This is a genomic window from Bacillus sp. FSL L8-0167, assembly GCF_038630295.1.
Classification (GTDB): Bacteria; Bacillota; Bacilli; order Bacillales; family Bacillaceae; genus Bacillus; species Bacillus safensis.
Genome location: NZ_CP152027.1, coordinates 459,038 through 485,911, shown reverse-complemented (window position 1 = coordinate 485,911; position 26,874 = coordinate 459,038). Strand labels below are relative to the sequence as shown.

28 protein-coding genes and 1 pseudogene are annotated in these 26,874 nt (G+C 41.9%); 11 read left to right on the top strand and 18 right to left on the bottom strand.

All coding sequences use genetic code 11. The features are described from left to right. Window positions 1–4 precede the first annotated feature (4 nt). The 3 genes from MHB66_RS02340 to MHB66_RS02330 form a co-directional block, all read right to left on the bottom strand. Window positions 5–1,060 carry a tartrate dehydrogenase gene (locus MHB66_RS02340; protein WP_046313940.1) on the bottom strand — a complete coding sequence of 352 codons (1,056 nt, stop codon included), beginning with the start codon at window positions 1,058–1,060 and terminating at the stop codon, window positions 5–7. A 98-nt stretch (window positions 1,061–1,158) separates the two neighbouring features. After that, window positions 1,159–2,091, bottom strand: a complete 933-nt coding sequence (locus tag MHB66_RS02335) for a DMT family transporter (protein WP_046313938.1) — start codon at window positions 2,089–2,091, stop codon at window positions 1,159–1,161. After that, window positions 2,081–2,908 (bottom strand): AraC family transcriptional regulator, encoded by an 828-nt coding sequence (locus MHB66_RS02330; protein WP_046313936.1) that lies wholly within the window; start codon window positions 2,906–2,908, stop codon window positions 2,081–2,083. The genes MHB66_RS02335 and MHB66_RS02330 overlap by 11 nt, the downstream gene beginning before the upstream one ends. 153 nt (window positions 2,909–3,061) lie before the next feature. Here MHB66_RS02330 and MHB66_RS02325 point away from each other — a divergent pair, with 153 nt between their 5' ends. Beyond that, window positions 3,062–3,736: a GntR family transcriptional regulator gene (locus MHB66_RS02325; RefSeq protein WP_046314023.1), complete on the top strand. Its 675-nt coding sequence runs from the start codon at window positions 3,062–3,064 to the stop codon at window positions 3,734–3,736. A 129-nt stretch (window positions 3,737–3,865) separates the two neighbouring features. Then, window positions 3,866–4,162 (top strand): DUF3817 domain-containing protein, encoded by a 297-nt coding sequence (locus MHB66_RS02320; RefSeq protein WP_034664017.1) that lies wholly within the window; start codon window positions 3,866–3,868, stop codon window positions 4,160–4,162. Between the two features lie 60 nt (window positions 4,163–4,222). Here the strand turns inward: MHB66_RS02320 and MHB66_RS02315 are convergent, their stop codons facing one another. Continuing rightward, window positions 4,223–6,472: a hypothetical protein gene (locus MHB66_RS02315; protein ID WP_235362389.1), complete on the bottom strand. Its 2,250-nt coding sequence runs from the start codon at window positions 6,470–6,472 to the stop codon at window positions 4,223–4,225. Window positions 6,473–6,630: 158 nt separating this feature from the next. Here MHB66_RS02315 and MHB66_RS02310 point away from each other — a divergent pair, with 158 nt between their 5' ends. Genes MHB66_RS02310 through MHB66_RS02300 form a run of 3 tightly spaced genes read left to right on the top strand, consistent with a single transcriptional unit; the run spans window position 6,631 to window position 7,221 of the window. Then, a complete protein-coding gene (locus tag MHB66_RS02310) occupies window positions 6,631–6,849 on the top strand; it encodes a hypothetical protein (RefSeq protein ID WP_041116719.1) in 219 nt (72 codons plus the stop codon). A gap of 13 nt (window positions 6,850–6,862) precedes the next feature. Beyond that, entirely contained in the window at window positions 6,863–7,045 is a 183-nt protein-coding gene (locus MHB66_RS02305; RefSeq protein ID WP_046313932.1) for a hypothetical protein, read from the top strand. Next, window positions 7,042–7,221 carry a hypothetical protein gene (locus tag MHB66_RS02300; RefSeq protein WP_046313930.1) on the top strand — a complete coding sequence of 60 codons (180 nt, stop codon included), beginning with the start codon at window positions 7,042–7,044 and terminating at the stop codon, window positions 7,219–7,221. The genes MHB66_RS02305 and MHB66_RS02300 overlap by 4 nt, the downstream gene beginning before the upstream one ends. A 444-nt stretch (window positions 7,222–7,665) precedes the next feature. Here MHB66_RS02300 and MHB66_RS02295 read toward each other — a convergent pair whose 3' ends face one another. Next, window positions 7,666–8,088, bottom strand: a complete 423-nt coding sequence (locus MHB66_RS02295) for a pyridoxamine 5'-phosphate oxidase family protein (protein WP_046313929.1) — start codon at window positions 8,086–8,088, stop codon at window positions 7,666–7,668. 294 nt (window positions 8,089–8,382) lie between these two features. Next, a complete protein-coding gene (locus MHB66_RS02290) occupies window positions 8,383–9,252 on the bottom strand; it encodes an SDR family oxidoreductase (protein ID WP_034283829.1) in 870 nt (289 codons plus the stop codon). A gap of 156 nt (window positions 9,253–9,408) precedes the next feature. Here MHB66_RS02290 and MHB66_RS02285 point away from each other — a divergent pair, with 156 nt between their 5' ends. After that, on the top strand, window positions 9,409–10,020 hold the full coding sequence (locus MHB66_RS02285; protein WP_046314021.1) for a class I SAM-dependent methyltransferase: 612 nt from the start codon (window positions 9,409–9,411) through the stop codon (window positions 10,018–10,020). 16 nt (window positions 10,021–10,036) lie between these two features. Here MHB66_RS02285 and MHB66_RS02280 read toward each other — a convergent pair whose 3' ends face one another. The 3 genes from MHB66_RS02280 to MHB66_RS02270 all read right to left on the bottom strand — a co-directional run bounded on the left by MHB66_RS02280 (window position 10,037) and on the right by MHB66_RS02270 (window position 14,057). Continuing rightward, window positions 10,037–12,124, bottom strand: coding sequence for a transcription antiterminator (locus MHB66_RS02280; RefSeq protein WP_046313927.1), 2,088 nt, complete (start codon window positions 12,122–12,124; stop codon window positions 10,037–10,039). Between the two features lie 129 nt (window positions 12,125–12,253). Further along, window positions 12,254–13,336, bottom strand: coding sequence for a C45 family peptidase (locus MHB66_RS02275; RefSeq protein WP_046313925.1), 1,083 nt, complete (start codon window positions 13,334–13,336; stop codon window positions 12,254–12,256). Window positions 13,337–13,424: 88 nt separating this feature from the next. After that, complete coding sequence (locus tag MHB66_RS02270; RefSeq protein ID WP_046313923.1) at window positions 13,425–14,057, bottom strand: GDSL-type esterase/lipase family protein; 633 nt, start codon at window positions 14,055–14,057, stop codon at window positions 13,425–13,427. 406 nt (window positions 14,058–14,463) lie between these two features. Here MHB66_RS02270 and MHB66_RS02265 point away from each other — a divergent pair, with 406 nt between their 5' ends. Then, window positions 14,464–15,099, top strand: coding sequence for an FMN-dependent NADH-azoreductase (locus MHB66_RS02265; protein ID WP_034283819.1), 636 nt, complete (start codon window positions 14,464–14,466; stop codon window positions 15,097–15,099). Between the two features lie 33 nt (window positions 15,100–15,132). Here MHB66_RS02265 and MHB66_RS02260 read toward each other — a convergent pair whose 3' ends face one another. The 8 genes and pseudogenes from MHB66_RS02260 to MHB66_RS02225 all read right to left on the bottom strand — a co-directional run bounded on the left by MHB66_RS02260 (window position 15,133) and on the right by MHB66_RS02225 (window position 21,829). Then, window positions 15,133–15,906, bottom strand: a complete 774-nt coding sequence (locus tag MHB66_RS02260) for an IclR family transcriptional regulator (protein WP_034283816.1) — start codon at window positions 15,904–15,906, stop codon at window positions 15,133–15,135. Then, window positions 15,890–16,936: a biotin-dependent carboxyltransferase family protein gene (locus tag MHB66_RS02255; RefSeq protein ID WP_046313921.1), complete on the bottom strand. Its 1,047-nt coding sequence runs from the start codon at window positions 16,934–16,936 to the stop codon at window positions 15,890–15,892. Before MHB66_RS02255 ends, MHB66_RS02260 begins: the two co-directional genes overlap by 17 nt. Further along, window positions 16,933–17,679, bottom strand: coding sequence for a 5-oxoprolinase subunit PxpB (gene pxpB, locus MHB66_RS02250; protein WP_046313919.1), 747 nt, complete (start codon window positions 17,677–17,679; stop codon window positions 16,933–16,935). The genes MHB66_RS02255 and pxpB overlap by 4 nt, the downstream gene beginning before the upstream one ends. Window positions 17,680–17,697: 18 nt before the next feature. After that, a pseudogene (locus MHB66_RS02245) lies at window positions 17,698–18,488 on the bottom strand (putative hydro-lyase). A gap of 5 nt (window positions 18,489–18,493) precedes the next feature. After that, window positions 18,494–19,711 carry an NRAMP family divalent metal transporter gene (locus MHB66_RS02240; protein WP_034283809.1) on the bottom strand — a complete coding sequence of 406 codons (1,218 nt, stop codon included), beginning with the start codon at window positions 19,709–19,711 and terminating at the stop codon, window positions 18,494–18,496. Between the two features lie 26 nt (window positions 19,712–19,737). Continuing rightward, complete coding sequence (locus MHB66_RS02235) at window positions 19,738–20,496, bottom strand: 5-oxoprolinase subunit PxpA (protein WP_046313918.1); 759 nt, start codon at window positions 20,494–20,496, stop codon at window positions 19,738–19,740. Between the two features lie 183 nt (window positions 20,497–20,679). Further along, window positions 20,680–21,435, bottom strand: a complete 756-nt coding sequence (locus tag MHB66_RS02230) for a Cof-type HAD-IIB family hydrolase (protein WP_024425552.1) — start codon at window positions 21,433–21,435, stop codon at window positions 20,680–20,682. A gap of 127 nt (window positions 21,436–21,562) precedes the next feature. Then, on the bottom strand, window positions 21,563–21,829 hold the full coding sequence (locus tag MHB66_RS02225; protein ID WP_080943500.1) for an excalibur calcium-binding domain-containing protein: 267 nt from the start codon (window positions 21,827–21,829) through the stop codon (window positions 21,563–21,565). Window positions 21,830–22,013: 184 nt separating this feature from the next. Between MHB66_RS02225 and MHB66_RS02220 the strand changes: the two genes are divergently transcribed. The 4 genes from MHB66_RS02220 (at window position 22,014) to MHB66_RS02205 (ending at window position 25,005) form a co-directional block, all read left to right on the top strand. Beyond that, the gene (locus MHB66_RS02220) at window positions 22,014–22,391 is read left to right on the top strand and encodes a VOC family protein (protein ID WP_046313916.1); all 378 of its coding nucleotides are present in this window, start codon (window positions 22,014–22,016) and stop codon (window positions 22,389–22,391) included. Between the two features lie 366 nt (window positions 22,392–22,757). Continuing rightward, on the top strand, window positions 22,758–23,549 hold the full coding sequence (locus tag MHB66_RS02215; protein WP_034283804.1) for a septation ring formation regulator EzrA: 792 nt from the start codon (window positions 22,758–22,760) through the stop codon (window positions 23,547–23,549). Between the two features lie 66 nt (window positions 23,550–23,615). Then, the gene (locus tag MHB66_RS02210; protein ID WP_046313914.1) at window positions 23,616–24,743 is read left to right on the top strand and encodes a hypothetical protein; all 1,128 of its coding nucleotides are present in this window, start codon (window positions 23,616–23,618) and stop codon (window positions 24,741–24,743) included. Window positions 24,744–24,759: 16 nt separating this feature from the next. Further along, window positions 24,760–25,005: a DUF2651 family protein gene (locus tag MHB66_RS02205; protein WP_080701244.1), complete on the top strand. Its 246-nt coding sequence runs from the start codon at window positions 24,760–24,762 to the stop codon at window positions 25,003–25,005. A 35-nt stretch (window positions 25,006–25,040) separates the two neighbouring features. Here MHB66_RS02205 and MHB66_RS02200 read toward each other — a convergent pair whose 3' ends face one another. Further along, window positions 25,041–26,789 carry a methyl-accepting chemotaxis protein gene (locus tag MHB66_RS02200; protein WP_046313912.1) on the bottom strand — a complete coding sequence of 583 codons (1,749 nt, stop codon included), beginning with the start codon at window positions 26,787–26,789 and terminating at the stop codon, window positions 25,041–25,043. Window positions 26,790–26,874: the final 85 nt, after the last annotated feature.

The following is a 26,874-nucleotide window of genomic DNA, read 5'->3' as shown; positions in this document are numbered from 1 at the left end:
CGGATTATTTCTTCAAACGCGTGATAATTTCGTTTGTGATTTCTTGTGTTTGATAAGCCCCGCCGATGTCTGCCGTTAAAAAGCCGTCTGCTGTGACTGACTCGATGATTTCGAGCAGGTGTGTACCTAGTTCTTCCTCTCCGAAATGATCAAGCATGAGTTTAGCGGTCCAAATTTGACCGATTGGGTTGGCAATTCCTTTCCCTGCAATGTCTGGGGCTGATCCGTGTACAGGCTCAAACATGGATGGATATTTGCCATTTACATTGATGTTGGCGGCAGGCGCCACGCCAATACTTCCCATAATCGCAGCCCCAAGATCAGTTAAAATATCGCCAAATAAATTGCTGGCAACAATCACATCGAATTTCTCTGGTCTTGTCACAAAGAAGGCTGAGAGCGCATCAATGTGCTGCGAGTCTGCTGTCACCTCTGGATAATCCTTTGCTACGTCTTGAAACACTTCATCCCAAAATGGCATTGTATGAACAATTCCATTCGATTTGGTTGCACTTGTCACATGCTTTCGTCTTTTTTCTGCTAATTGAAAAGCAAAGCGCATGGCTCTATCTGTCCCTTTTCTGGAGAAAACAGCATTTTGAATGGCAAGCTGATCTTCCCCTTGATAGATGCGGCCTCCGATTTCACTATATTCGCCTTCACCGTTTTCTCTTACAACAAGAAGATCGAAATCCTTTGGCTGAGCAAGCGGGGAGCGAATACCGCTCAGCTGTTTTGCAGGTCTAACGTTAATCACCTGCTCAAATTCACGTCTAATTTTAATCAGCAATCCCCAAAGCGATACATGATCCGGCACTAAATTGGCATCTCCGACTGCCCCTAAGAAAATGCTGTCAAAGGCTTTCAGTTGTTCCAATCCATCCTTTGGCATCATTTCGCCATGCTCTAAATAATATTCACAGCTCCACGGAAAATCCTGAAAGGTGAAAGACAGCCCGCCATGCACATCTGATATCGCTTTCAAAACTCGGATGGCTTCAGGCACAACTTCCTTTCCAACCCCGTCTCCTGGAATTGCTGCAATTGAAACATGCTTCATTGATTTTTCCCCCTTCGTCATCGGTCGACCGTCGACCATTTAATTCGAGTTTACTAGAGAGTGTCTGTTCTTACAATGGACAAAAGACGCTTTTTTGATCAAAGCGCCTTTTTATCCTGCATCAGCACACGGGGCTTCTGTTTCTTTCTTCCCGCACTTTTTTTATCTGAAAGCAGCAAACCTCCTAAGGTCAGTACCGTTCCAAGCGCAGACATGAAGGTCAATCTCTCGTGAAGAACGATCATTGAAATGACCATCGTAATAATGGGCACTCCATAAATATACACACTCGATTTCACCACACCGAGCGTTTTCACAGAAAAGCTCCATGTCAGAAAACAAATCGCAGATGCGAAAAGGCCTAAAAACAGCAAGTGGAAGGCAAACGATGGATTCGTCAACCGTTCCCAGTCTAAACGAATTTTAAAATGCCAGATCAGTGGAATCATCCATAGCAGTCCGTAAAAGAAGACACGCCTTGTTACCTGAATGATATGGTAGCCATATTGGTTGATCATCTTCGATAAAATGGAATAGAATGCCCAGACGATAGTGGCCGTTAATGCTAACGCATCACCGAGTGGATTCAATTGAAACGTCGCCATTCCATTCATGCTGATCAGCACGATTCCCGTCATTGCGATGAAAAAGCCTATGAAAAACCGGCTGTGCAGCGGCTCATCTTTTAATAAAAAATAAGCCAATAGAAAAGAGAAGAATGGGACAACGGAGCTGATGACACCTGCATTCGAAGCGAACGTATAAGTAAGTGCGACATTTTCTAAAAAGTAATATAAGACCACACCGCATAAACCTGCCAGCGCAAACATCCCTTCATGCTTTTTATTTCGCACCTTCATGGTGACTGGATAGATGATCACCAGAGCCAAGTACCCTATAAAAAAACGGAAAAATAAAATCTCTGTTGGAGAAAAAGCCGTTAATAATATTTTGGTAGAGATAAAGGTGGATCCCCATAAAAAAATGGTGAACATGGCCGCTAAATGACCAAGCAGCTGTTTATTTTTCATCAGCTGTTACCTGCTTTACAAAAATTTGCTGATACTGCCCTGGCGTGAGCCCAATAAATTCTGAAAAGAAATGACTGAAATGACTTTGATCAGAAAATCCAGCGGCAGCAGCCGCATCTACAGGCTTCACTCCTTGGGCGAGAAGTTCCTTCGCATAGTTCACTCTGACTGTCTGTAAATAACGGTACGGTGTAATCCCTCTGAACTTTGTAAAAGCACGCAGCAATGAATATTTGTTCATGGACACAAGCTCACCTAAGTCATCTAACGAGATATTTTCCGTGAGGTGTGTTTCGATATATTGCTGTACGTCTTGGACTTTTTGTTCGTTGGCATGTGCGGCTGATACTTTTTCCCCTGATGTATCAGCATAGGCTTCAATCAATTGTTTCATCAAGAAATAGAAGGTTTCCTGTTTATTCAAAGCAGGCGCTTCTTCTGTGATCATTTGATGTAGATCATATAACGGCTTTGTTCGTTCACTTTTTGAAAACACAGGGGCTTTAAAATGCGGCTTGTGCTGAAAGATTTTTTCCAGCACCTCAGCTTCAATATTTAAGCAGCGATAATCGAGTGTCCTGTGATCAATTTGTTCACATGCGTGATTATCATACGGATTGAAAAGAAGAATATCACCCTTTTCAATGATGTATTCTTGATTTTGGCAGATCAAACGTCTTTGACCGTCTTCAATAAATCCAATCACATAATATGTATGAAAATGATTCGGGAACTTTTGCATGATGCCATGAAAGCGATACGCCTCTATTTGCAAGTCTTGATCAAAATGTACAGTTCGTTCCTCTTGTGTGTTCATGTTGATCCCTCTTTTCACTGAACTGATCATTAGTGTAGCACACCCTTTTTCTCTTGGATTGTACGATATTGACTTTTCGATGCAGGCTTGCCTAGAGGGAAAAACTTGGATAACATGAGACAAAAGATGATGAATAAAAGAGGGAATGATGGGATGAATTCATTCGGGATGGAAAGACCAGCACCGTATCACATGCAATTTTATGAACAGCTGAAGCAAATGATATTTGATGGCCAGTTTCAGCCAGGAGAGCGCATCAATGAAACACAGCTTGCCAAACAATTTGGCGTAAGCCGATCACCGGTAAGAGAGGCGATGAGGCTGTTAGAAAAAGACGAGCTCTTAATCGCAGATCATCGATCAGGCTATTCCGTCTATACGTTAACAGAAAAAGATGTCGAGGAGCTTTATCAAATTCGGGTGGCTTTAGAAACACTTGCTGTTGAGCTTGCCTGTAAGGAAGCCTCGCAAAGAGAAATGGATGAAATTGAGCAGGTTCTCACGCAGGCGGACGAAGCGATCAAGCAGCAGCTGCCATCTAAAGAGATCGTCCAGTTACATGAAGCCTTTCACCAAAAAATCATTTTGGCGAGTCACAATGACCGCTTATCCAAACAATTGAATCACGTGAATGCACTCATTCACTATTGCCGCATCTTCCATTTTAGCGGCGGGGCTCGTGCTGAAACCATTCAAAGAGAGCATACAGCCATCTATTCTGAAATAAAAGAGCGCCGCTCCATAGAAGCGGTTCAAGCAATGACAGAGCACTTATTACATGATGTTATGCACTTAAAGCAAGTACTCTCTAAAACAAACAAAGAATAAAGGGCTTTTCCCATTTTTTAAGCATTCCATGAACATATTTTGAATTTTTCGTAGATTTTAGCATGTCCAGACGATCTTTCGTTTATATTAGAAGATGAGAAACTAGCTTTTATACAGGAGGATTTGTATATGCATACAAGTATTAGCCGTCTTCGACAGGCGGGTTTTATTGAGGGTATGTCTCTTTTAACCCTTCTTTTAATTGCCATGCCTCTAAAATATTTTGCGGATATTCCGATGGCAGTCACTATTGTAGGCTCTCTTCATGGCGCATTGTTTGTCATCTATATGCTCGTTTTGGCATATGTGACTTTTAAAGTTCGCTGGCATTTGAAATGGTCCATCGCTGGTTTTTTTGCGGCTTTCATTCCTTTCGGTAACTTCGCCTACGATAAGGTGCTCCGCCAATATGATACAAAAGCTTAATCAAAAAGGGCTAAAACGACATTCGTTTTAGCCCTTTTTTTCACGCTGGGGAACGCTTTTTTATATCGATGCATATTTCACAATGGCTGCTTGACGCGTCATGTCGTGATACGCCACCCATAATTCATCACCAGGCAAGACGCTAGTGATTGGATCGATTGGCTGTTTCACTTCATACATCATGCCATTTCTCTCAACCTGAATGATTGCTAACGGCAGATTGCCGATGACGCTAGCAAATTCAACATTGGTCACTTTTGCACTTCCTTGTTTCTCTTGCATGAGACCCATTTCTCTATCCAGCTCTTCTTTTTTTGTCTGGATCGTGATTTGAGTGCCGGCTGTGACCTGCATATGATCAGGGATGAATTGGCTGACCGTTTTTGTGATGGACTCATCGCCGTTTGAAACCGACACATCAAGCTGAATAGGCTTTTGTTCATGGATGGCCACTGGATATTGCTTCACACGCTGAATCGTTCCTGTTAACGTCACATCTTTCCCCGATCGATTCCGCACTTCATGGCCATAGGATGCCATTTTGAGCTGGCCGTTGATATCGACAAGATCGGCTTTTTCTCCTGTTCTAAATTCAAAACCGGCGGCTTGAATCATCGGAATGATATACGTTTTCTGATCTAATTCAAATGTGAGTGATAAGACGGTGCCTCGTCCTACAGTTCCATATGATTCTATGTTTCTTAAAACAGCGCCTTTGATAAACTTTGGCTCGCTTGGCTGCGAGAAGTCACCCTCTTTTAAGAGCATCGCTTTTTTCTTCTTTGGATCATAGTGAATGACAATACGCTGTCCCGGCTGTGGTATCTGGGTGTAGGATACAACCGTTTTAACCGTCTTTTCTATGCGCTGCCCTTCATATTCAAATTGAAGCCGCATGCTGACAACTGGCTGTTCGTTAATGTAGGTGCCCGTTTCTTTAACAGACACAATATTGGCTTCTAATGTGACACTGTCCTTTATCTTGTTTCTCCTCACCAGTCTCAAAATCGGCGGCAGGAAGATCGCTAGCACAAATAATAATAGCGGGATCAAGATCCATATCGCCCAGTTAAGAATGAGCGGTCCGCCCTTCATAACATATTGCGTAAAGGTATCAACAGACGTTTGGTGGGCCGGACTGGCGTTTTCAATTGAGATGACCTTTTGCAAAGGAAATTCCTTTAGCTCTTTGCTTTTCGTCTCAAATGCACCCGTTAATTGATTTTCGAATGAATAATAGAGCCAGTCGCTCTTCACATTTTTATTGAAAGAGAGCCCTTCTCTTTGTAAAGATTCATATGAAAACGACTGCAAAAGCTTGCTGGCAGACGTCGCCTTATTCGTGCGATGGTTATATATATAACCTGTCAGATTGCCTTTTGCTTCGTCCTTTGCTGTAGAGCCTGCAAGAAGAACTTCTTCTTCATTAAGCTGGTAAATAAAGGTTTGATAAATCGGCTTTGGTGTTGGAACGACTTCCCCAAGCCTTCCCTCTGCATTCACTTTCCTTGCCCTTTTTGGATAGTTAGATTCGACAGCGACTGCAAAGTTTTGTGATGTCCCGATTGTTTTCTCCAGCTGCTGCTCCACTTTATCTTCAATGAGACTGAACGGTTCAGCGTTTTTGGAGACATAAACCCCAAGCTGTTGCTTCTCGTTTGAGATTCCGCTGACATACGCCTTCTGGTCATTTTTCAAAGCCAATTCAAACATAGGAATTGGCGTCTGCCCTCTAAAGGAATTCATGACGACATCGATAGAAACGGGTCTTGCTGGCAGCTTTAGATCGTTTAGATTGTGCACATGAAACTGACCATCCTTCAGCTCACCGATGACTGCAGCGGCACCATCCATTTCTCCTGTAAATACGAGCCGTCCATTCCATTGGTATGTATTCGTTTTTAGAAATGAGGGAATCTGCAGGGTATTTTGAACGAGCTTTTTCTTTTCTCCGCTTGGTGTTAGTTTCTCGATCAACAGCTGCCCGTCTTTATTTTTTAAAGTCAGTAAGAGATTGTTTCCTTGAATGGATGGTAGCATTTCATGAAACGTATCACTTTCTGTGGTCCATTCACTAATTCTTTTTCCTGATTGAGGATCATACATTGCAAAATGGAGCTGCTGGTCTTTTGATACAGCACTCACCACTCGTTTTCCTTCATCAAATGTAAACATTCCTTTGACGTCATACTCTGTTACTTTCCCATCTGACAAATCATCTTGGTAATGGTTCCACACCAAGACACTAAGAATGATCGCTGGAATAAAGAAGACAATATATCTGAGGAAGATGATTGGTATTCTTTTCACTTGATCGCTTCCTTTCATGAGGTTCCTTAAACTTATACGTCAGTACAGCGAAAATGTTTCATGCTAGAAGAATACCATCAAAGCCTCTGAAATCCATATTTTACAAACTTTGTTGTTTACGATAAAATCCAATCAGATTCAAAAAAGGAGTTATCTCATTGGATAAGCTATCATCAATCATTCTAGCGGCTTGGCTGCGTGTCCCTCGCTGGTTCAAGCAATGGGTACTCGTATCCATTTCCATTTTCTTTTTTTATATGTGTTTTGTAAAGGGGCTGACTAGCTGGCACACCTTGCCGCCTGTCACATTGCTCTCATGTGTGATTGGTTCCTTCATCATTTGGCTGATGTGGCTTAAGAGGCAAAAAAATAAGTGAAAAGAGGAAAATGATGAAAAAATTGATTCTATATTTTGCGATCTCTTTTGTTCTTCAATTCATTTGGTTTGGTCTTGTGCATCCAAATAGAGGCGTGACACTGCTGGATATGTTCATGTTTTCTATTTTGTTTGCGGTCATGTTCTTTTTTATTGAGCGGATTTGGCGGTATCAGAAAAAAGGACAAAGTAAATGATCATGAAGCTCGCTTTATTCACTCTGATTATTTGTGCATTTATCGGCCTGCTTTTAGTGTCAAACCCTTTTGGGGCGGACGCTATGCGAATGGTTGCGACCTTTGTTTTTCCTTTTCTTGTGCTCATTGGTTTCGGGGTTCTATTGTTTGACCTAATGAAAAAGGCTGCCAAATAGATGGCAGCCTTTTCCTTACTCTTTTCATGCAAATAAATAATCAATGTTTAATCTCCGTTACGGAGTGTATGAATTAAGATTCGATCATATCAGTGTGTCATATGTGTTCCGAGTGAACCTACGTTTGAAAGTAAACGCCATGGAAGTTCTGGATAACAAGACAACGAAAGCCCTACCTCTCATTCGTCCTTACGGCTCCGAAGCCGTGCCAGTGTGAATTGTAAATCAAAACGTCTTTTTTCCATTCTTCCGCTCTTATAGGGGGGCGGTGGCAGAAGGAAAAGAATAAGTTTGTTCGCTTTGACAGCGTCTCGTTCTTATCAAGTAGAAGCTCTATTGCTTCTCATTATGTCATAGAAAAAAGAAAGTTTACTTTCTTTATTTATTTGCTTATTTCAACACTTAATATCAAACTATAACACATTCCCCCTGCTTGCGCAAGTGTTAAAGTGATAATTCTGCTGGTGTACGGCTTCCTTCATTCATATAACGAATGGAGGCTGGGTCAATCTTCAGGATCACTAGATTTGGGTCATCTTTTCCTTTAAACCATTTCTCCATCTCATCAGACCAAAGACGGTCAATCAGTTCCGGATCGTCGGTTAATGCTGCGGTGCCTGCAATCTCTGCATACGTATCACCGAATCCTTCGCCTGAATATCCAATGAGAATATGAACATTCGGGTTTTTTTCAATTTCTTCTGCTTTATGTGTTTCTTTACTCGTTGGTGTATATAACGTCAGCCCTTCATGGAAAAAAGTCATATAGCGGGTATGCGGCTTATCCTGTTCAACAGTCGCTAGTGTTCCCACCTTTTGTTCATCTAACAGGTTTAATACCTTTTGTTTTAATTCTCCTTGAGACATATCGTTTCACTCCTTCAAAATTTCATCCGTATACGTAGGTTTCCACGACAGCCCATTCATTAAACAAAGAAATGTGTTTTTCATAAAAAGAGACCTTCTGGCTGATGCTATAAAAAACAGGTTCAATGAAGGGAGAAATTGAACATGCATCATGAAACGATGTTTCATTTGAGCTCACTTGTCATTGCGGCAGTTGTTGTAGGCATAATCGTATGGTCTGTCATATCTGTGCAGAAAAATCGCAAGAAATACTAAAAACACCGCCCAATCAAAGCTGGGCGGTGCCGCGGTAGATCATGTATTCATAAAGGAACCGCCATTGACATGAAGTGTCTGTCCTGTCATATAAGACGATTCGTCAGAAGCCAGCAGTACAAAGCAGCCGACATGCTCAACAGGCTGTCCTGGTCTTCCCATCGGAGTTTCTGCTCCGAAGCTTTCCACACTGTCTTCATCAAATGTAGATGGAATGAGCGGCGTCCAAATTGGACCTGGCGCTACACCGTTCACTCGAATCCCATCTTTCACAAGCGATTGTGCCATAGAACGCGTAAAGCCGTTAATGGCTCCTTTTGTTGCCGTATAATCAATCAGCACTGGGTTACCTCTATATGGGTTAATGGATGTTGTGTTAATAATGGAGCTTCCCGGTTTTAAATAATCCAATGCCTTTTTCGTAAAATAGAAATAGGAATAGAAGTTGGTTCTAAAGGTTTGGTGAAGCTGTTCACTCGAAATATCTTGAATACGTTCTTGCGGATGCTGTTCAGCCGCATTATTTACTAAAATGTCTAATTGACCAAAGGCTTCAACTGTTTTTTCTACTGCTTTCTCACAAAAGGCTTCGTCACCGACATCTCCTGCAATCGTTAAGCATTTGACGCCTTCTTGTTCTACACGTTTTTGCGTATCCTCTGCATCCTCATGTTCATTTAAATACACAATGGCAACATGTGCACCTTCCTTTGCATAGGCAACAGATACTGCCCGTCCAATTCCACTATCTCCACCTGTAATCAGTGCCACTTTTCCTTTTAGCTTGCCAGAACCTTGATATGATTCATCCTCAAAGATCGGCGCTGGATTCATTTCTCTTTCACTGCCTGGCTGCTGATCCTGCGTTTGGCGCGGAATGCCATTTGTTAAATAATCACGTAAATCCATGTGTAAGCTCCTCCTTGATTTGTTGATGTATCCTTTCATTACCACCTCATTTTTTCACTCAAACATCATGAAGCTGTATTGATGTGTTCCCGAAAATCAGCATGTTTGAAGAGGGGAAAAATCGGTTACATGATCATCAAAAAGGAGCGTTCTCACATGCTGTCTACTATTTCGAAAACCTTTAGCAGACCAAAAGGCTGGCTCGGAAGCATTGCTGGACTCATTATGGCAAATGAAAATAAAGCATTGAATCAGTGGGCCATCCGCCACTTAGATTTGACAGATGGTGAAAACATTCTGGAAATTGGCTATGGACCCGGCTACAGTATCAAACATATGCTCAAGCATTATCAAGACCTTCACATTGATGGGCTGGATGCTTCTTCCACCATGCAGGAGCAAGCACAGTCCCGCGTCAGCAAACGGGCAAAAGACAAACAGGTTCGTCTGTATGTCGGCAAAATCGAGAAAACACGTCTTCCCGGAGAGCAGTATGACAAAGTACTGTCTGTTAACAATTTTACGATTTGGGATGATCCAAAAACGGGCTTACTCAATCTTTATCACACCTTAAAACCAGGCGGGACACTCGCTATTGTGATGCAGCCAAGAGAAAAAGGAGCTGACGCCAATCGGACAAAAGAGATGGGTGAAAACATATTAAATGACTTGCAGTTTGCAGGGTTTGACGAATTTTCTATTGAGTATGAAGAAATTCGCCCTACCCTTGCTGTCTGTGTCACAGCAAAAAAGCCGAGAAGCGAATAAGCTCTCGGCCTTTTTCTTACCACTTTGCCTCTTTGACAAATTGATAGAAAAGCTGATGTAATTTCTGTTCAATGTTTTCCTTTGTTCCTTGTCCATAAAGCGCCATGCTTTCTTCACTTTCAATGATGGATGAACTGATCAGACTAAACATTTCTGACCCTTCCTTGCCAAGCTCTTGCGGCGCCAGCATCATGAGCATTCTTGACATCTGCTGCTGCCCGCCATCCATGCTTTTAACCTCGTATGCCTGATCAAGATCATAAATATGAAAGATTGGTTCCTTGATGAATGTATGCTTTAAATGGTAAAGAGCAAATTCAGTGCCAGGTATGCCTAAGCCGCCTTGCTGTTCACGTTCCAAAAGGCCGCCCGCCACATCATCTGCATGTATGATAAATCCTTCCTCTTCAAGCTGACGAAGCAGCTGCCTAATGGTTTCATCATGCTGCGGCATCGTCTCTCTTTTTTCGATGGTAAAATGGGACAGGATGCTGCGAATCACAAACATATAATTCGTCACCTGCTCTGCCACCGCCATCATATCAACGGTTTCTTGCGCCAATTCTTCGGGAGGTTCTTTTATTCTTTTTTTCTCGATGATATAAGGAATCTTCCGTTTAATATGAGCCTTCACACGCATAGCATCATCCTCGTTTAAAAGCGGGCTGACCATGATGTAATCGATATGCTCATATGGGATCGGAACGGTCGAGACAATCATGTCATAGCTCGATGCATCGATTTCCTTTAGCTCCATCAAAGAGGATAGATCGAATTTGGCGATCTCCGGCAATTCTTTTTTCAACCGGGAGGCGAGCATTTTCGAGGAACCAATCCCGCTTGAGCAAACAACCAGCGCATGAATTTTTGTTTCTTCTTTTTTGATTTCAAGCACTGAGCCAAAGTGAAGCACAAGAAAGGCAATTTCATCCTCTGGAAATTCAATCTCTGGAAAGAAACGCTCGACTCCTTCTTCAATCGCCATAAACAGCAAAAAGTAGTCTTTTTTAATTTGTTGTGTGAGCGGATTATAGATTCTCATCTTTTCCTTTAGACGGTTCATGGCAGGCTCAAGATGAGACACGAGCCCCTCATACAATGAATCATTTTCATTGAGATGATAGCCGGTTTTATTTGAAATAAAATCAATGAGCTTTTTCGTTCTCAGCGCTATATCCAGCTCAATTTCATCAATACGGTATTCAGTCTGAAAGCTGCGATTTGCGCTGCGAAGGTGGATGGTCATATATCCGACCTCCGCTTCAGGGATCTCCACATTAAACATGCGTTCAAGCGCTCTTGCCATTCGAAGTGATGATTCAAATTCCTTCGTCCGCTTTAATTCCAGCAGCTCCTCCTCTTCCATTCGAATGGTTTCCCCAAGCTGAATACGTTCGATAGCATAGGTTAAGTGAACAACAAGTGCAATATAGGCACTATCAGATAAGGAGAGTGACAGTCGATCTTTCAAATGAAAGAGCAGCCTTTCTACCTTAAGCAGCTGTCCTCTGCTGACAACGCCAAACACCTTTTCCGTTGCTTTCGTTCGATGTTTGATATTCATTTCAATCGTTTCTAAAAACAATTGAATGTCGAGCCGGTCAACAATGAGATTGCCGACAATTTTTCGTTTTGCTTCCTCCGGCCCTTTTAATTCAATGCCGTACCCGCGCTTGCGGATAAGCTGCAAACCGTATGGAGCAATCCACTCCGTCAGTTCATCTAAATCATAGCTGATCGTCGCATTTGTTACCTGCAAGTCAGCTGCGAGTGTGTATAATTTCACCGGTTCCTTCGCTTCAAGCAGCGCACATAGAATTAAGAGCTTTCGTTCATCTGAGCTATATTCGATTTGATCCTCATTTGACATATGAGCAAGAAGCCGCTGTTTATCCTCCTGTTCGCCGACTGCCTTCAAGCCTTTCCCCGGCTGTTTATCTAATGAAAGTTGATAATCTTTCAATATTGGTTTAATGGATTTTAGTTCTCTATGGATCGTTCTAGTACTTACCTGAACAGAATCGGCTATCTCACGAATGGTGACATAACGATTTTGCTGAATGATGTATTTAATGACTTTCTGTTCTCGTGCCGTTATGTACATGAAATGCCTCCTTCTGTATAAATAGGTCTATTGTCACACCTTAATATAAAACGCTTTCAACGAGCATTGCAATCTTTAGTTGATCTGACTTTGGCACAGCGGCTATGACAAAATATAAACAAGGGATCATCAGACACTTCTCCAAAATGACGGTCCATAATCCTTTTGATGAAATTGAACCTTTTGTTCTTGAAAAGGCAGTGAACCCCCCGCTTTTAAAGAATAAGTCGGATTGTATACTGGAGAGCCAAAGCAATAATCGATTGTGCCTTCTTCTGGACGGAACATGACGGTTCGCATCGTTCCAAACAGCTCCTCATAATTGTGCACAGCCAGACCATCAGGATATTCTGTCTGGAACAGTTTCACAAGAGAATCACTTGATCGTTGTTCTTTTAACGCTTCCATTAACATATCGTATCTGACCACAGAATGATGTTTGGTCATCCCTTTTGCTGTTTGATCAGCTACCGGATGATTTGTTGCCGCAATATAACCTCTCTCCGGTCTTCTCACTCTTTTTTGACCATCAATGATTTCAATCACAGCCGCCTCTCCTTTTCGATCCGCAAGCATGATGTGAACATTTGAGGCAACGGGCATTTCCTCGATAGAGCGAATGGCTTCCTCGACCGTTTGATAGGTTTCCAGAACAGAGCGAATCACATGATACACCTGCAAACCGGCGACTGCTGGGGGCTTTAAACCGGGTTCATTGCCAACCGGCGGACCGCAAGCAGAGAAAGTTACAGAAAGACCATGCTCATTCATCCCATCAGATCTGCCAAACAAGAGCAGCGACGAGCCTGTATGATATGCCGAGCCTTTTACATGTGTCGTCACAAGACGCATATCATCAAAAATCGGGGAGAAATCATAGTTACGAAGCATGACCGTTTGTTGACCTGCCGCCATATTCCCCTGCCTCACACAGTGGGAACAGCCTGGCTGAAGATGAGATGAATAGAAAAAGGTCAAATAACGCTCATCTAATTGCATTTCATCACAAAACCCAGCAAACTCTTCATCTAATTGAGGAAGAAAGGGACGGATCAGCTGCTTCGTTTCTTTCACAGCCTGTTGTGTTACCGGTTCTGTCCGAATATATTGTGTCTTTAGCAGCGGGTTCTCCTTAAGCCAGACAGCCTGCTGTTTTCCCACTTCATAAGCCGTTCCAGTCATCTCTTGAAAATATGCACTAATCTCCTCCATGCCTCCACACCTCTTTCGCCTTCGTTTCTTTTATCATATCGAAACCGTCATATATTGAAAAGGATGAAAAAAACTGCAATCCCACGGATTACAGCTGTTTACAGTATACCTTAAACAATGCTTCTGCCATTGCTTCATACCCCTTAGGATTCGGATGAAATTGATCAATCGATAAGTAGGCTCTTTCATGCCCTTCAAACGCTCGGTACACATCCACAACTTCTACATGCGGATTCGCAGCAAGCAAACGAAGTTGTTGATTATATTGCTGAAGCCACCGCCCGGCTATTGGTATTTGCGGAAATGGATTATATAAATTCATGAAATATACGTAGTAAGGCTGATGCTGCCCTTTTTTGATCTGAGCAATTTCTTGAATCATCTTGCTAAAATTCGCCTGACAATGTATGACTGCTTGCAGCAGTTTCTTTTCATCTTCACCTTCTTCATACTGCTGAACAGCTTGAACAAGGTCATTCCCACAGCCTGTGATGGTGATGATGTTTGCTGCTGCAATCGCACGTCTCACCTCTGACCGTTTGAAGAGCTGTAAAATCTGATCAGTCGTTAACCCTGATTTTGCAAATACGGACAGCTCGACCGGTGCATGTGTCTTTTTTTCAAGCATCCACCAAAATCGCTGAACAAATCCTCCGCCAAATAAACGTGCCCCCACCCCAACTGTTAAGGAATCTCCAATCGCAACATAGGATCGTCCCACTCTTATCCCTCACTCTCTCCTGCCTTCTCTTATATATACGAATTCGGAGAACAGTTGCTTGTAGCAGATGACTTAGGGGCATCCATCTATTTTTGAGATGCAGTGCCTTTACAAACTCTTTACTTGCGATATCGAACGATTTTTTGTTCAATAAGAGTAGGCTTTTTACGCTGAAAACTGCGTGTTTACGCGTTCCAGAAAAATTTACAAACTTTTTATCTTGATTTCGAGACTTTATACCTTGACTTCAAACTACATTGTGATTACAATGAAAATATCAGTTTTCATGTAACTGTGCTTGTTACATCTTTTTCATAGCATTCCAATATGATTAAAGATGCCACATATTCAGTGTATCATTGGGATACGCTAAAAAAATAACCGAAACAGAAAGGATTGAATGAACATGGCAAAAGTTTTATACATCACTGCACATCCGCATGATGAAACAGTTTCTTACAGTATGGCTACTGCTAAGGCATTTATCGAATCTTATAAGGAAGCAAATCCAAGTGACGAGGTTGTACATATCGATTTGTACAAAGAAAACATCCCTCACATTGATGCAGATGTATTCGCTGGCTGGGGCAAACTTCAATCTGGCGCTGGTTTCGATACACTTTCAGCTGAAGAGCAAGCGAAAGTTGCTCGTCTAAACGAATTAAGTGATCAATTCGTTTCTGCTGACAAATATGTATTTGTTTCACCACTTTGGAACTTCTCATTCCCACCAGTTCTTAAAGCATACATCGACTCTGTTGCTGTAGCTGGTAAAACATTCAAATACACTGAGCAAGGTCCTGTTGGATTATTAACAGACAAAAAAGCTCTTCACATCCAAGCACGTGGCGGATACTACTCTGAAGGTCCTGCTGCTGAACTTGAAGCAGGTCACCGTTACCTTGGTACAATCGCTAGCTTCTTCGGAATTCCTTCTTTCGAAGGTCTTATCGTTGAAGGCCACAATGCTGAGCCTGCGAAAGCAGAGCAAATTAAAGCAGATGCAATCGAACGTGCGAAAGCTTTAGGAAAAACTTTCTAATAACTGCACGCAAAAAGCCAATGATCTTTACGGTCATTGGCTTTTTATTTGTTCAGATGAAAATCCTAATTCCCTCGAAATATCACTGGCGGCTTTTTTCACCTGTTTAATTAAGTAAGGTAAGCGTTCTTTTTGATATCCTGCTTCAAATCCTGCAATGCTAATACCTGCTGCCACTTCCCCCAGATGATTGAAAATTGGGGCTCCAATCGCAGCTGTATAGTTTTCAAGCTCAGAATAGCTTAGCGTATATCCCCGTGCATTTGATTCTTCCAGCATGTTTCTTAGGACCTCTTTATCTGTGATGGTCCCAATTCCGATCTTCCCCAGCTCGATTGAGTCAATATAGGCAAGTCTCTCGCTCTCTGGTAAAAAAGAGAGAATACTTCTCGCACAGGCACCCGCATATAGGGGGGACCGTCTGCCGACGGCGGTGTAGAGACGAACAGGCTGCGTACCTTCAATCTTTTCCACGTAAATGGCTTCGTCGCCTTCACGAACAATGAGCTGTACAGCTTCTCCTACTTCATCCCGTAAGCTTTCCATAAATGGTCTTGCAATCCTTCGAATATCAAGGCGGTCCGCCACAAGCTGACCGTATTCAAGGAACATCAAGCCTAATCGATAAACACCCGTTTCTTGCTTTTCTAACAGCCCCATATCAGCTAAAGAGCTCGCCATACGATGAACAGATGTTTTCGGCATACCGGAAAGCTCGATCATTTCATTTAATGTTAATTGATCGTGAGCGATAAACAGCCGCAAAATCTCCATTGATTTCACAACCGTTTTATTTGTGTTTTGCATCTTCTTCACCTTTTCTAAACGAGAATGCTTCCAGCTTGATTCTTGCGGCCAGCTCCCTCAGTTCGGCTTCTTGCTTAAATAACGCCTGCTCTGCATCCCGGTGATCTATTTGTTCAAAATACAGCTTTGCCCCAGGCATCGCCTGTGCAATAAGCGGCAGATCAACAGTTGCTACTTCTCCAATACGCGGGTATCCGCCTGTCGTCTGCCGATCTGCCAGCAGAATAATCGGCTGGCCATCGGGTGGAATTTGAATAGATCCAAAGGCGACAGCTTCTGAGATCAATTCCAGCTTTTCTTTTAAATGAACCGGCTCCCCCTTCAGCCGGCAGCCCATACGATCTGATTGGGGTGTGACCTGATAAGGCTGCTCAAAAAAAGCGGTTTGAGATGTTTCTTGAAAAAAAGAAAGATGCCTGCCTGCCAGCACGCGAATCACTGGCGATTTCAGCAGCGGCAAAAAATGATCATGACTCACTGTCCAATCGGGTGCGCCGTATCCCGCCTGTTTCACTTTATTTTTCAGCCTATCAAACAAATGATCCGCTACGATAGACGGCTCTCCAACAGGCAGAATGTCGCCTTTTTCAAGCGGTCGTCCTTTCAGTCCACCGATTCCTGCTCTGACATAAGTGCTTTTGCTCTGCATGACTGGTGCCACATCAAATCCACCTGCCACAGCAAGATAAACGCGGCAGCCTCTCTTACAAAGACCAAAGGTAATCGTGCTTCCTGATCGAACAAAGAGCGGCTTCCATAATGGTGCCCGCTCTCCATCAATATCAATCTCAACATCAGCACCAGTGACTGCAATGAGCTGATCCTTCTCACATGTGAGCACAGGCCCCGGCCCCATCAACGTGACTTCCAGCACGGCTTCGTTTTCTTGGTTGCCGGTGAGAATGTTGGCGATTCTAAGTGAGAGCGGATCCATGCCGCCGCTCGTTAAGACGCCATACTTTTGATAGCCTTGACGCCCTTTATCTTGAATGGTTGTGTACATCCCTGGCTTGATGACATGAATACTCAACATTCTGCCTCCTTCATGCTGAAAAATTCCTTTTCAGACATTTGGACAAATCTGACCTCGTCCCCTGCTTTCAATAGACTCGGAATTTCATCGTCTGGGCGAAAAAGCGGCAGCGGGGTTTGTCCAATGAGCTGCCAACCCCCGGGTGTAGAAATTGGATAAACGCCTGTCTGCTTTCCTGCAATACCAACAGAGCCTTTTGGAATGGACATTCTTGGTGTTTCTCTGCGTGGTGCTGCGATCTTTTCAGACAGCCCGCCTAAAAACGGAAACCCTGGGGCAAATCCAATCATATAGACAAGGTACGTGCCCGCAGTGTGAATACGCACGACTTCCTCTGGCGTTAAACCATTGATACGGGCAACCTCTTCTAAATCAGGACCCAGCGCTCCTCCGTAACAGACTGGAATGTCAACGATGCGGCGCTTTACCTGAACTCCCTCCTGCCATTTGTCTTCAAGAAGTTGTTCAATGTAGCCTTTGACCCATTCATATGGAGACAGGTCATGTGTTTGAAGCTGGGCCGATTGATGAACGGTATAAGGCTCGTAGAAAACAGTCACATTAGTAAAGGCTTGAACCGCTTCTACATATCCTTCAAATGGGTGCTGTTCAATACATGCAAACAGCTGCTCAACACGTGCATGAATCTCCTCACGTATGTCAGCTCCAGCTTGGATGACGATCGCTGCATCTCCCAGCGGGTGGTAGGTGATGGAATCTTTTATCGTTGAAAAAGCCACTTGAGAACACCTCTCTTTCTACAGTACGCCGAGCTTTTGATCTCTTCGATCTGTGATGAACATATGCCCAGGTGCATGAGTAATCCAATATCGGGTTTTGTATGCATGACAATGGCTTGCGGCGTCACACCACATGCCCAAAACACCGGGACTTCTCCTTCTTTGATCACAGATGGTTCTCCAAAGTCAGGCTGATCTACATCGGAAATGCCAATCATCGCTGGGTCCCCTATATGGATCGGGCCCCCATGCACTGATGGAAATCGAGATGTCACTTGAACACTTCTTGTGACTTGATGCGCCGGAATGGGTCTCATGCTGACCACCATCGGGCCATGAAAGACTCCTGCTTTTTCACAAGCTATATTTGTTTGATACATGGGTACGTTATGACCGTCTTCGATATGGCGGACAGGAATGTCATTTAGCATAAGCGCGTGCTCAAACGTAAAACTGCATCCAATGAGAAAGGCAACCATATCATCCTCCCAATAAGCAGTGATATCTGTCACCTCTTCTTCAAGAATCCCTTTTCGGTAAATACGGTACTTAGGAAAGTCCGAACGAATATCCGCTTGAGGCGCCGACCGTCTTGGCACTGGATCACCTGGGTCCAGTACATCAAGCAAGGGACACGCAGCCGGATTCCGCTGACAAAATAATAGAAAATCAAAGGCAAGTTCCTTTTTGACAATCATTAAATTGGCTTGAGCAAACCCCTCTGCAAAGCCAGCCGTTGGTCCTGTGATCTTTTTTTCGCGAATCAATTCTCTCATCTGTGATGGCTCATATGTTTGATAAGTATTCATCTGAATCAACTCCATAGTTTCGGGATTTCATTAATGATGGTATAGCCGCCCATCATCGCCATAATGACCACAACAAATGCACCAGTCACTGTCAAAAAGAATGGATGCCGATAATCTCCGACAATGTCTTTCTTATACGCCGCAACGAGTAATGTGCCAAGGGCGAGCGGCAAAATCAATGCATTGATCGCTCCAACTAATATCAAGATGTTCACTGGTCTTCCGATCGTAATAAAACAAAGGGTCGAGAGGGCAATAAAGCCAATGATGATACCACGCTGGTTTTGCTCAATTTTTGGTGAGAAGGTTTTGAAGAAAGAAACAGATGTGTATGCTGCTCCAATGACGGATGTAATCGCCGCAGCCCACATAATAATCCCGAACATTTTATATCCGATATTTCCTGAAGCTAATTGAAAAACAGAGGCAGGCGGGTTGGATGGATCTATCTGCAAGCCTTTTGAGACAACTCCTAATGTGGCAAGAAAGAGTGCCACACGCATGACAGATGTAATTAACACACCGAAAATAGAGCTTTTCGTCACTTGCGGCAGTGCTTCCTTCCCCTTAATACCTGCATCCAGCAAGCGATGCCCGCCAGCAAAGACGATATAGCCGCCTACCGTTCCGCCCACAAGTGTCACAATGGATAAAATATCAATCGTCTCTGGGACAAATGTTCTCACGGCTGCTTCTCCAACTGGCGGCGCTGTTGAAATCGCCACGTACAGCATCAGGCCAATCATGACAAAGCCTGCTGCCTGCGTAAAACGGTCCATCGCTTTCCCAGCCTCTTTGATCACAAAGATGAGAATGGCAATCACAGCACTGATCCCTGCGCCGATTCGCGGATCGACACCGAAGATCACCTGAAAACCGAGACCAGCTCCAGCGATATTTCCGATGTTAAAGGCAAGTCCTCCAATGACAATCAAAAAGGCCAGCACATACCCGAGACCCGGGAGCACCATATTCGCTATATCCTGACCTCGTTTTTCTGAAACGGCAATGATGCGCCATACATTTGTTTGTGCAAAAATATCTAATAAAATTGAGATCAAAATGACAAACCCAAAGCTAGCCGCAAGCTGCTGTGTGAAGACGGTTGTTTGTGTTAAAAATCCCGGTCCGATCGCGGACGTCGCCATTAAAAAGGCAGCGCCCATCAGCATAGACCGATTCCCCTTTGGTGCCTTCATTTGTTTGACTTTCTCTGTTTTCATGCTGTTTCCCCCTTTGATGACGATTTTTATTGAAAGGCCTTGAGATGAATCCCGGCTTCTTTTAGCTTCGCTGTAATGGTTTTTGCAAATTGAAGCGCATGGCTGCCGTCTCCGTGAATGCAGACCGTATCTGCTTTGAGCTCGATATCTTCTCCTTGAACTGTACGAACCCTGCTTTCTCGCACCATACGAACAACCTGCTGGACGGCCCGTTCATCCTCTTCAATGAGTGCATGTGGTTCGCGGCGGGATGTCAGCGTCCCATCTGTTTGATACGTCCGATCAGAAAACACTTCATGTGCCACTTGCAGACCTATTCGTTCACCTGCTAACGCAAGTTCACTGCCTGACAGACCAAATAACACAAGGTTTGGATCCACATCATACACAGCCTGCGCAATTGATTCAGATAATTCAGTATTTTCAGCTGCCATGTTGTAGAGGGCGCCGTGTGGTTTGACATGCTGCATCGTGCCGCCCTCGGCCTTGAGAAAGGCTGATAGAGCGCCAATTTGATAGATGACAAGATCATAGGCTTCCTCTGCGGAGATAGCCATTGGACGTCTGCCAAAGCCGGCCAAATCTTGCAAACCCGGATGCGCACCAATTTTAACCCCTTTATCCAGTGCCATTCTAACTGTCTTTCTCATGACCGTTGGATCTCCTGCATGAAAACCGCAAGCAATGTTGGCTGAGGTGACATATTCTAAGATTTGTTCGTCTGCACCGATTGTGTATTGACCAAAGCTTTCTCCCAAATCACAGTTGATATCCACTTGATACATAGAATCCCTCCTTGTTGTTCCGAAATACGGAATATAAAGTCCGAATATTCGAATTTATATTGATTATACCAACTTTGGATAGACTGCACATGAAATTGGCAGAAAACATAACATTCGAACTAGGAGAAAACAAAAAAAGCGAGAGGCAAAGTCCTCTCACTTTTTCTTGTAATGAAGTGCACCTTATTTAGACAGCACCCAATGTTGGATGGCTTTTGCAACACCGTGTTCTGTGTTAGGAGCCGTAATCCAATCAGCCGCCTCTTTCACCACTTCCTGGGCATTTCCCATCGCAATGCCTAATCCGGCTTCTTGAATCATGGCCATATCATTGAGGCTGTCGCCAAGTGACATGACGTTGTCCATCGTACAGCCAATGCGTTCTGCTACTTTTGCAAGAGCTGCCGCTTTGTTAATGCCGGCTGCATTCACTTCGATATTCGTTGGACTTGAGTTTGTGATCTCTAGGTGCTTATTTGTTTTCAATGTATTGAGTACTTCCTCACGAACGTCATCATCATGAATATCAAAGCCAAATTTCAGCCATTCATGGTCATGAATCCGTTCAGGGAATTCACCTCTCCACACCTTATCCACAGTCGAAGCCCAGTAATCGGTTTCGTACCTATTTTTTAAATCCCACATCATTTGGACGTGATCAGGATGCAGCAGATCTCGTTCGATCAGCTGAAAATTTGAATCCCAGATTTCACTTCCGTTTGCTGTCACGAGGTAAGACGATAACTTGAGCGGCTCAACCAGCTCTCGGCATGTCATCAGTGTCCGCCCTGTGCTAATGACCACATGGACCCCTTTTGCTTCAGCTTCTTTAATGGCTTGTTTATTTTCCTCTGGAATGATGTGCTCACTGTTTAACAGCGTGCCATCCATATCAATGGCAATCAATCGGATGTCTTTCTTATGAGCTTGTGTTGACAAATTGAGTACCTCACTTTGTATCGATTTTTGAAACTATCTTTATTTTAATATAAAGAGGAAGCTGGCACAAAGGGACGAGTTTGATCCCATAGAAAAAAGACCTTATTACAGGTCTTTTCACATGTGCTTAGCGTTCACACGCAATGCCGTCTTTGTCGCGGTCAAGCTTCATGTTTTTTTGATAAAGTGCTTTTGATACATATGGCTTGTACTTTGTTTTTCCGCCTTTGTTTTTCGTGTTTTTGCTTTTTGCTACGCCGCCTTTATATACCTTGTTCAGCGCTTTACAGTTTTTGTACTTCACTGTCTTTGCATCTGCTGTGTGGGTGTCGACTTGTGTAAAGCTTAGTAAAAGACCTAAAGACAAGACAGCCACCATGATTTTTTTCAACATGTAAGATCCCCCTATTTTTTCTAATTTTACAATTTTATCATATGTCACCACTTTTTGTTTTTCAAGACTATCGAGCTAAATATTTTGATTTTTTTGGCACGAAATACACCTTATATCCTATATGGTACAATGAGTGGGAAACCTTTCCGTTTTTGACACGTATATGAAGAGAGGAGTTTTTCACATGAAAATGAAATATACCATTTTATATGTAAACGATGTGGAGTCGAGTATTCATTTCTATCAGCAAGTACTTGGTTTCCCAATAAAATTGAGGGTTGAATCCTATGTTGAGTTTGACACTGGAGACGTGACGTTATCGATTAATTCACGCCAAGATGTCAAAGAAGCACTCGGATTGCCTGTCCCTGAAGCAAATCAAGCGTCTCACACGTTTGAAATTGGCTTTGTTGTGGATGATGTGGAGCAAACGATTGCATCAATGAAGGAAAAAGGGGTTTCGATCATCAATGAACCTGCAAAAAAACCATGGGGTCAAACGGTCGCTTATGTGTCTGATCCTGATGGTCATTTCATTGAAATATGTGATGCGGTCTCCTAATGGGCTTTGAAGGGAGTGAATCAGAATGAGAAAAAAACATGCTTTTTTCGCCGGTGTTTGCTCAATGATTGTGATTTGCAGTGCTTTTCATAGTAACAATAAGTGATGTATTCAAGAGTAACGATAGATACCTTCCTAAATGAGACTAGCACTAACTACCAATGTGGAATGAAAAGAAATTTTGTTATTGTCTAAGCTTCTCACTTTCTTTGCACTCTACACAAATATGTGTAAATCATACTTAAAGTCTTTCAAAATATATAAGTAAAAATAAACCTTAAAATAACCTTAAAATTGAAAATATGGGTTTAAAGAGCAGTTTTTTTATTGTATATTTTACTTATAAATTTGAAGGGAGATTTTAGTATGATAAATAAACAAACGTTTAAAACTGTTTTATGTTCTACACTTTTAATTACTGGTATTGGGTTTTCTCAGCAATCTTTTGCTGCAGAATCAAATTCTTTAGAAAAAGAGGCAATAAAACAACACAAAATATCAGGAATGAGCGATAAAGAAATTACTGAATTAATTAAGACCGCTAAAGATGATCGAAAATTCGCTGAAACTAAAGGGGACGAATTATACAAAAAAGATCAAAAAGAGTTCAAACAGCTTGAAACTTCAGGACAAATTGACAAACTTTATCCTAAATATAAAGTAGAGAAAAATAAAATATCTGCTTTGTCTACTAAAAAATCTATGGGCACAAAGGGAGATGTATTAGTTAGTTATGAAATTAACTCTGGAAGCGCCTCAATAGGAGTTGGACATGCAGCAATTGTAGCCCAAAACAGCTCAAATACTGTAGAATCTTGGGCTAAAAGTTATAGCCCAAAGAAGCAAGATGGTGTGAGAAAATACCCGAATACATGGAATACGAAGAAAAAAGTTTATGGTTTATGGGTTAAAGGTTCTTCTAACGCTAAATATATTGGAGCAGCTAAATATGCAGAAAAACAAGCATCAAATAAAAAACCTTATAACTGGAATTTTTTAAACAAAAACACTACTAAAAGTTTCTATTGTTCACAGCTTGCATGGAGAGCATGGAAGAATCAAGGCATAGATATTGATAATATCAAATGGGATACTATTGTCACTCCAATGGAACTTGTAAAGTCAAATAATACTAAGATTTTTAAACATAACAAATAAAATAATTAACTCAAAACAATCGTATTTCTTATACGGTTGTTTTAGTCTTTAAGGAGATGTCTATAAATGTTTAGTAAACGTATCTTTTTAAGTATATTTGTTATTTTAATTTTATCAGCTTGTACAGCCAATAATTCAGAAAATAACCCAAAAGAGAAAAAATTCACCAAAATGAAGGATACATCATTTATTATTTCTCTGTCCAATACATTAAAATCCGGTACTGAAATAATTTACTTTGATAGTAAAGGAAATAGTATAAAAGATAGTTTATTGAATTCTGGTTATAGTATTATATCCAGCACACAAAGCAAGGATAATATTTATTTTAATAGCAGTCGAAGTAATGATTATTTTACCATAAACAAAAAATCAGGTTCACTAAAAGAAGGTAATTTAAAAAGTATGTCAAAAACAACAGAAGATGAAGGATCTTTCTTTATTAATGCTAGCAACTCATACGTTTTTAAAGATATAAATATCGGTTATACAGATAAAGGGTATGAGAGCGAATTTATTTATTGGACAGACAACAACGATGATAAAAAACAACATATAAAGTTAAAGGGGATGCTCAACTCTGCAAGGTTAATAGATGGGAAATTTTATATACTTTCCAACTATGACGATGAATACTTATCCATAAAAGTTCTTGATCCAAATAACAATAAAATTATTTTGGATAAACGTATTCCAAATAAACAGATTTATTTTATTGAAGGTAACGAAAAAGATGCATTTAAAGAGTTAGACTCTGATACAATAGCTTTAGCCCTAACCGATACGGTTAACCAAAATGAAGAATCTAAAATTTTATTAATTAATAAGTCTAATTTAAAAATAAAAAAAGAAATTACAATTAATCAAAAATCTTTTTCTCCAACACAAATTGAATTACTCCATGATGGTAATATTGCTATCCCATCCTCTGAGGGCAAAGTATTAATCTATGATAAAAATTTTAAGTTAATAAAATCTTTTGTTATGAAAGATACAAAAGAAGAACAATATCTCCAAAACATTCAATACTCTAAAGATAATATGTATGCGTTTTTCAAGTATCCTACTCAAAAAAAACAAAATGTGATAGGACATGTAGATATATATAATTTAAAGAAGGGAACATTAACTAATTCCATCGATATTCACTCAAAAAAAGATTGGGAAACGGGACGACTTGAATTAATTCAGTAATAAGGGGGATAACCTAGTGGGATCTATTGTTCTATTAATTATTTTCGTCTTGCCAATATTGTCGATTCTAATTGGAATATTAGGTACACGTATCTTTAGAAACATATGGATTTCTCCTCTTGTTTCTCTTGTCTTAAGTTTGGTGTTTTGGTTTACTTTAGCAGAAGGAAACTTCTCTTTTTTATTTTGGGTAGTTTGTTACACTGTTATTTCCATAATCTCTTCTGTTATAACATTTATCATTATTAAAAAATCTTCTTAATCAACAGGACCGGAAATCATCCGGTCCTCTTTGATTTACAGACGATAACGCGCAATGTCCTGATTCAATCGCATGCTAAGCTCATTAAGTCTTTCTGCTGCTTTTGCCACATTAGAGATGGCTGTCACTTGTTCGTCTGTGGATGCAGTGATTTCCTCGATCGCCGCCGCATTTTCTTGAGAAACATGTGCTGCGCCGTGCATGGCTTTTGTGATGAGGTCGTTTTGCTCCAGCAGTGTATTCAGCTCTTTTGCCATCGCGTTTGTTTCAACGATGGTTTGTGAAATCAATGTAGAGATGGCATTGAATTCATGTTCTGTTTTATGCACCGCTTCATCCAGCTCGGCAAAACGATCCATTGTGCTCGACATGATGCCGGCTGTTGCCGTCGTTTCTTCTTTAATGCCTTGAATCATTTGCTGAATTTGAACGGCTGATTGTTTTGTCTGTTCAGCTAAATTCCGCACTTCACTCGCCACAACTGAGAAGCCTTTGCCATGCTCTCCTGCACGTGCTGCCTCAATACTTGCATTAAGTGCCAGTAAATTCGTCTCATTTGAAATGCTCTCAATCGTATCTGTGATTTGAGAGATATCCTGTACTTTTGTACTTAACTGCTCGATTCCTGCTCTAATGCCTTGAGAAGCCTGAATCGATTGTTCATTCGATTGTTTTAATTGCTGTACGATTTGCTGGCCCTGCTGTGATGATTGACTCGATTGGTCGGAAATCCGTTTAATTTGATCACTCTGTTCTTTGACATTCTCAATCGATTGATTAAACTGGGTCATTTGTTGATTGGCTTCTTCAAGATCAGATGCTTGATGAAGTGTTCCAGTCGAAATGTCTCCGATGGCTCGTCCAATTTCTTCACTGCTGGCTGAGGTTTCTTCAGATATCGCCGATAAATCTGTCGCTGATTCAACAAGCTGACTGCTCGTTTCCTGTAAACCGCTCACCAGTGTTCTGAGCTCTCCTGACATATGGTTAAAGCCTTTTGCCAGCTGTCCGATTTCATCCGTTGTTTCCTTTAAACTCGTGCGTTCAATATTCCCCGCCGCAATTTCCTTTGAAGCAGCAGTGACTTGCTTCAGCAGTCTGACTTTTCCTCGAGCAGCTAAATAAAAGACGCCTAGACTCAGAAGGGCGACACCCGCTGTAATGAGAATAATATAGAGCTTCATCTGCTCTAATTCTTTATAAAATTCGTCCTGGAAAACAGCGATACCTACACTCCAATTCCACGGTGTAAACTGGCTCATATAGGCGAGCTTTTCTTTTTCTTCGCCCGTTGCATCGTCCTTATCCATATAGGTCACATAGTGTGCATCCTCACCTTTTGCATTGGCGCCAGCGACCATTTTTTGACGATTGGTCGTGTTATCTGGAATGACGCCGATGTCGTTGACAGGATGAACCTGGGTAGAATAGTCAGTGCCATAAGCGATCAGATAGCCTTTATTTTTATAGATAAAATCTGATTTTTGAGATTGGTATCCCTTCCCGTTGTCATTTTTGGGCCCGCTCAAGTAAAGCCGGGCTTGTTCTTGCGCCTGCTCAAGCGTCAGTTCTTTTTTCTCCACACGGTCATTCAACTGTTCAAGTGTGGCCATCGCTCCGCTGACGATGTGCTTTAAATCTGCTTTCCCTGCATCAATTAAGACATGTTTCGCTAACAAATACCCCGTTGTTCCAACTAGTCCGCCCGTTAAAATCGTGATTACGATAATGGCAGACATTAATTGAAAAAAGACACTTCTTGACGCAAACGCTTTCTTTTTCATGTACAAATTCCCCCTTACTTTATATATCGTCAAGCAGGGAAAAGTATTAAAAAAGTCATAGAAAAAATCCCTTTCGCACGTTGGA

Bases quoted from the DNA above. Each gene is read 5' to 3' on its own strand.
- MHB66_RS02300 (WP_046313930.1), top strand. From the start codon at position 7,042: ATGATCATGAAGCTCGCTTTATTCACTCTGATTATTTGTGCATTTATC.
- MHB66_RS02295 (WP_046313929.1), bottom strand. From the start codon at position 8,088: ATGTCTCAAGGAGAATTAAAACAAAAGGTATTAAACCTGTTAGATGAA.
- MHB66_RS02210 (WP_046313914.1), top strand. From the start codon at position 23,616: ATGTTTAGTAAACGTATCTTTTTAAGTATATTTGTTATTTTAATTTTA.
- MHB66_RS02225 (WP_080943500.1), bottom strand. From the start codon at position 21,829: ATGTTGAAAAAAATCATGGTGGCTGTCTTGTCTTTAGGTCTTTTACTA.
- MHB66_RS02215 (WP_034283804.1), top strand. From the start codon at position 22,758: ATGATAAATAAACAAACGTTTAAAACTGTTTTATGTTCTACACTTTTA.
- MHB66_RS02335 (WP_046313938.1), bottom strand. From the start codon at position 2,091: ATGAAAAATAAACAGCTGCTTGGTCATTTAGCGGCCATGTTCACCATT.
- MHB66_RS02240 (WP_034283809.1), bottom strand. From the start codon at position 19,711: ATGAAAACAGAGAAAGTCAAACAAATGAAGGCACCAAAGGGGAATCGG.
- MHB66_RS02325 (WP_046314023.1), top strand. From the start codon at position 3,062: ATGAATTCATTCGGGATGGAAAGACCAGCACCGTATCACATGCAATTT.
- MHB66_RS02330 (WP_046313936.1), bottom strand. From the start codon at position 2,908: ATGAACACACAAGAGGAACGAACTGTACATTTTGATCAAGACTTGCAA.
- MHB66_RS02290 (WP_034283829.1), bottom strand. From the start codon at position 9,252: ATGGATTTACGTGATTATTTAACAAATGGCATTCCGCGCCAAACGCAG.
- MHB66_RS02305 (WP_046313932.1), top strand. From the start codon at position 6,863: ATGAAAAAATTGATTCTATATTTTGCGATCTCTTTTGTTCTTCAATTC.
- MHB66_RS02340 (WP_046313940.1), bottom strand. From the start codon at position 1,060: ATGAAGCATGTTTCAATTGCAGCAATTCCAGGAGACGGGGTTGGAAAG.
- MHB66_RS02265 (WP_034283819.1), top strand. From the start codon at position 14,464: ATGGCAAAAGTTTTATACATCACTGCACATCCGCATGATGAAACAGTT.
- MHB66_RS02220 (WP_046313916.1), top strand. From the start codon at position 22,014: ATGAAAATGAAATATACCATTTTATATGTAAACGATGTGGAGTCGAGT.
- MHB66_RS02320 (WP_034664017.1), top strand. From the start codon at position 3,866: ATGCATACAAGTATTAGCCGTCTTCGACAGGCGGGTTTTATTGAGGGT.
- MHB66_RS02235 (WP_046313918.1), bottom strand. From the start codon at position 20,496: ATGTATCAAGTGGATATCAACTGTGATTTGGGAGAAAGCTTTGGTCAA.
- MHB66_RS02285 (WP_046314021.1), top strand. From the start codon at position 9,409: ATGCTGTCTACTATTTCGAAAACCTTTAGCAGACCAAAAGGCTGGCTC.
- MHB66_RS02260 (WP_034283816.1), bottom strand. From the start codon at position 15,906: ATGCAAAACACAAATAAAACGGTTGTGAAATCAATGGAGATTTTGCGG.
- MHB66_RS02280 (WP_046313927.1), bottom strand. From the start codon at position 12,124: ATGTACATAACGGCACGAGAACAGAAAGTCATTAAATACATCATTCAG.
- MHB66_RS02275 (WP_046313925.1), bottom strand. From the start codon at position 13,336: ATGGAGGAGATTAGTGCATATTTTCAAGAGATGACTGGAACGGCTTAT.
- MHB66_RS02200 (WP_046313912.1), bottom strand. From the start codon at position 26,789: ATGAAAAAGAAAGCGTTTGCGTCAAGAAGTGTCTTTTTTCAATTAATG.